At 43.9% G+C, this 3,873-nt stretch carries 5 protein-coding genes; 1 reads left to right on the plus strand and 4 read right to left on the minus strand.

Annotation, left to right across the window (positions count from 1 at the left end; all coding sequences use genetic code 11):
- On the plus strand, positions 1–616 hold a 616-nt coding region (locus ACTNDI_RS13895), incomplete at its 5' end, for an Ltp family lipoprotein (protein WP_441101558.1).
- A 72-nt stretch (positions 617–688) separates the two neighbouring features.
- Here ACTNDI_RS13895 and ACTNDI_RS13900 read toward each other — a convergent pair.
- From ACTNDI_RS13900 to ACTNDI_RS13915, 4 genes are all read right to left on the minus strand, one after another.
- Positions 689–1,591 (minus strand): hypothetical protein, encoded by a 903-nt coding sequence (locus ACTNDI_RS13900; RefSeq protein ID WP_441101559.1) that lies wholly within the window; start codon positions 1,589–1,591, stop codon positions 689–691.
- A 299-nt stretch (positions 1,592–1,890) separates the two neighbouring features.
- Positions 1,891–2,169: a hypothetical protein gene (locus tag ACTNDI_RS13905; RefSeq protein WP_441101560.1), complete on the minus strand. Its 279-nt coding sequence runs from the start codon at positions 2,167–2,169 to the stop codon at positions 1,891–1,893.
- 157 nt (positions 2,170–2,326) lie between these two features.
- On the minus strand, positions 2,327–3,346 hold the full coding sequence (locus ACTNDI_RS13910; protein ID WP_441101561.1) for a replication initiation protein: 1,020 nt from the start codon (positions 3,344–3,346) through the stop codon (positions 2,327–2,329).
- Positions 3,347–3,588: 242 nt separating this feature from the next.
- The coding region (locus ACTNDI_RS13915) for a hypothetical protein (protein ID WP_441101562.1) at positions 3,589–3,873 on the minus strand (285 nt) is incomplete at its 5' end.

Below are 3,873 nucleotides of genomic sequence, written 5' to 3' on the forward strand. Positions count from 1 at the left end.
AACAGCTACCGTGGAACCAACAGAAGAAGCTTCTTCATCAATTTCTTCTGAGCCAACAACATCATCTTCTGTATCATCATCAACAGCATCATCATCGACAACAGCATCATCATCGACAACAGCATCATCGTCGTCAGAAACATCCGCAGTGCTGAACGCTACACCTTCACAGCAGCAAGCATTGAGCGCTGCAAAAAATTATCTGTCTTTGCAAGCGTTTTCTTATCAGGGACTAATTGATCAGCTGTCATCAGACTACGGAGATCAATTTTCTGTTGAAGATGCAACATTCGCTGCTGATAACTGTGGCGCCGATTGGAATGCTGAAGCATTAAAGGCGGCTCAGTCCTATCTCGATTTCCAAGGATTTTCATATCAGGGACTGATTGATCAGCTGTCGTCTGACTATGGAGATAAATTCACTGTCGATCAGGCAACATACGCCGCAGATAACTGCGGTGCTGACTGGAACGAACAGGCAGTGAAGGCGGCACAAAGCTATCTCGATATTGGCGGATTTTCCCGTGACAGTTTAATTCAGCAATTATCATCTGATTATGGAGATAAATTCACTGTCGATCAGGCAACATATGCGGCTGACCAGTTAGGACTTTAATTCGTGAATAAAGAAATAAAGAAAAAGAGGAGCGGTATTAACCGTTCCTCTTTTTCTTTTAAGTTACTCAGATCAATGCAGATAATTATCTGCGACAACGGACACGCGATTGTGTCCGAGCTGCTGACTCGCATATTTCAGCGCCGCTCTATCATAGACCATCCCTGCCAGGTCTCCCCGGCAAATATATTTTTCCTCCCTCTGCAAGCCCTCTACCGGCCTTGCAACGCTTTTATAGACCCGTTCCGCGTATTCTGCCCGATAACGGTGCACCGGAAGGTTGCGCGGGATTCCTGACGGCCATACAAGGCCGTCACCGCCTTTCTCAGCCCTCGCTCTTGCTTCTTCAAAAAGCTGTACCACAGCTTTGATTTCCTCGTCTGTGCCTTGAATAACGGCCTTGCGGTACTTCCCGCCCTTGCCGCGCGGCACCCAAATATAGTATTTACCGTCTTCCTGCATCAGATCCGCGCCGCGCGCCAGAAGGGCTTCAGATCGCCGCAGACCGATACATCTAAGAATACTCGCGTATTTTTCCACGGTTTCCGCGTTGTAATGCGCAAGCATTTTGCTTTGTCCCCTGTTATTAGTAATTTCTGATCGCTTTCTTTCCGGCATTTCAACCCCAAAAGCGCCATAAGTAACGCCATATACTTTGCCTATTGCGCTTGCCGCCGTCCGAACGCTAAAACCGCTCTTGCCTGCATCTATGAGCATTTGCAAATACTCGGGTACAATTTCTTTAGCTTCGGCGAGCGTCTTGCATCCTTTTTGCTTTGCATAGGCTGCAAAATATTTGCCTTGTTCTCTGTAAGTTTCGTAAGTCCGTGTTGCATAAATAAATCTTACGTCCTCTCCAGATTTTTTATCTTTGTGCCGATCGCGCCCGCGCCCGAGCTTATAAGCTCTTTTAAGCCGACAGTAAATGTCGTGCGATAGATCTTTTCTGTTGCTCCTGCTTCTTTTTCGACTCATTTCGCATCTCACCTCCCAGATTAAACAGCCGTTTGGCAAGCTCAACCCCTACCGCGCCGAAGCGCGTCAGAGGGAGCCACATTAGCTCAACAGCGGTAATCAAACAAACCACCGGAGCCAGTCTCTCAAAGTTTCGTGAGGACCGGAGACAATAACGCAAAGCTAAATCCAAAATCTTGCAGATGTCCGTTTATATCAACCTGTCGATTGATATAAACGGACTTTTAAAACCCTTAAAACCTCTACTTTTTTGCAATAAATTAGGGGCGCTTTATGCGTCCCTTTTTCCTTCCTGCCACTTACACCACGTTGTGTTCATAAGTTGCTACGGTTTTTCCGTTACTCTCTTTCACAACAATGCCGTCATCTAGGCACATGCCACGTGCGATATCCTCACACATAAATCTTGCGGTTGATACTTCTGTGTCTAGCGGCCGTTCGATGTTCTTCAAAATCTCTGCGAGTTTTTCAAAATCTTTTTTCTCGTAAACACGCACACTTTTCACTTCATACATATTTTTTTCCTCTCTGCCTGTTCCCCAGGCTAAAAAATCGATCTGTTTAACTGTAATCTCCATTTCTTCAATACTCGTTTTATATATACCTGTTTTCTTTTTTGCTAATTCGCGTTTTTTTTCTTTCTGTAATTCGCAACTCCGGTATCCGATTTAATTTTACACTCGTATATGGTCGATTTTGGCGAAAATAAGGAACAGGCAAGCTCAGTATGCTGTCTTACCCTTCTGTGCCTTCTGGTGCGCCCTGTGCCGCCAGAAGGGCGGCTTCTAGCGCGTCATAGTCGTAGTCTCGTTGTTGGAAGTTTGTGTTGAACTTTGTGCCGTCTTTCTTTGTATTCTTTTTGCCTTTTACAATATCTTTCGCCACCTTCAGAACCTGTGCATCTGCGTCAACCTTTTCTTGAATTTCTTTGACCTCTGCCGCAGAAGCCACGCGCGGATGGCTTGAAATTGTCCAAAAAAGCTTGTAAGCAATAACGCGGTTGCCTCTTTTCACCTTTTCGTAGTATTTGCCGTTTGGTTGCAAAATCAGCTGAATCATTTCAGTGTTTGCCAGATCTTCACAGATCGGATCTATCACACGTTTTTCAAATTCTGTGCGGCGAAAATGCCCCTTGTACATGTAAGACCCTTTACCGTCCTTTGGTATGCCAAATAATTCTTTTAAGAATCTGATGCTTATTGTTCCTGTCTGCATTTCTTTTCGTGTATCGCTATTCTCTCTTAGCACCTCATAAAACTTAACAGCGCGCTCCGAACGCATCTTGAAAATATCACCGCTCCACATCGTTATATAACCGCGTTCCATTTTCCCAAAAAGCGGCAAATAGTCTTGATTCATGCGGATACGGATGCGGTTTTTGAAAAAAGCTATACTTGTTACAAAAAATCCGTTTGCCCATGCCCCGCTTGCCTTATCTGAAAATTCAAGATAGCTGTGTTTTGCCAGATCGCCGACAGAACGCTTTACGTGCTGGCTTAAATCTGATGCATCGGATTCGGTGATACCTACAATCTTTGCAATTTCCTTTTTATCTAGATAGAGAATATCAGGGCATTTGTCTTTCCATTTCACAGATGTTAGCGCATACGCGAACATTTTATATTCGCTTAAAGTCATCTGTTTACGCGCCTCTGCGAAAATACGTGATACTGCAAAAAGATCAGGCTTAACTGTGCTGTCAAAGTATTCTTCTAACTCAATTTGGTGGTACTGTTCATCGGTTTCTCTTAACATGGCTACACCTCCCACACACAATATAGTTCATAGTACAACATATGTCAATGTTAATGTTGTACTTATATACCGCCCGAAATGTTGTACTTATACCGCCCGAAATGTTGTACTTTACCCCCATTTATACCGCCCGAAATGTTGTACCATCTTTTATAAGGTTTATAGGGTTTATAAGTGGTGCTCCCCGCACTTTGAAGTCTTTGTATGTCACAAAACTCGTAGTCAAACTTCCTTCTTTATCGTTAATGGGTTAAAATATTCTCAGTGGTTAGCAACTTAACTAAAGGGGGAAACAATATGAAAAACCGAATTGTTGCAATCTTAATGTCAATGACAATGTTAACCTTGACGGCGTGTGGATCTACATCTACCGTTTCTACAGCGCCTGCAAGCTCTACAACCTCTGCGGCATCTGTAACAGCTACCGTGGAACCAACAGAAGAAGCTTCTTCATCAATTTCTTCTGAGCCAACAACATCATCTTCTGTATCATCATCAACAGCATCATCATCGACAACAGCATCATC

Origin of the sequence: Bilifractor sp. HCP3S3_D3 (assembly GCF_052063915.1) — a bacterium.
GTDB lineage: Bacteria > Bacillota > Clostridia > Lachnospirales > Lachnospiraceae > Bilifractor.

Bases quoted from the DNA above. Each gene is read 5' to 3' on its own strand.
- ACTNDI_RS13900 (WP_441101559.1), bottom strand. From the start codon at position 1,591: ATGAGTCGAAAAAGAAGCAGGAGCAACAGAAAAGATCTATCGCACGAC.
- ACTNDI_RS13905 (WP_441101560.1), bottom strand. From the start codon at position 2,169: ATGGAGATTACAGTTAAACAGATCGATTTTTTAGCCTGGGGAACAGGC.
- ACTNDI_RS13910 (WP_441101561.1), bottom strand. From the start codon at position 3,346: ATGTTAAGAGAAACCGATGAACAGTACCACCAAATTGAGTTAGAAGAA.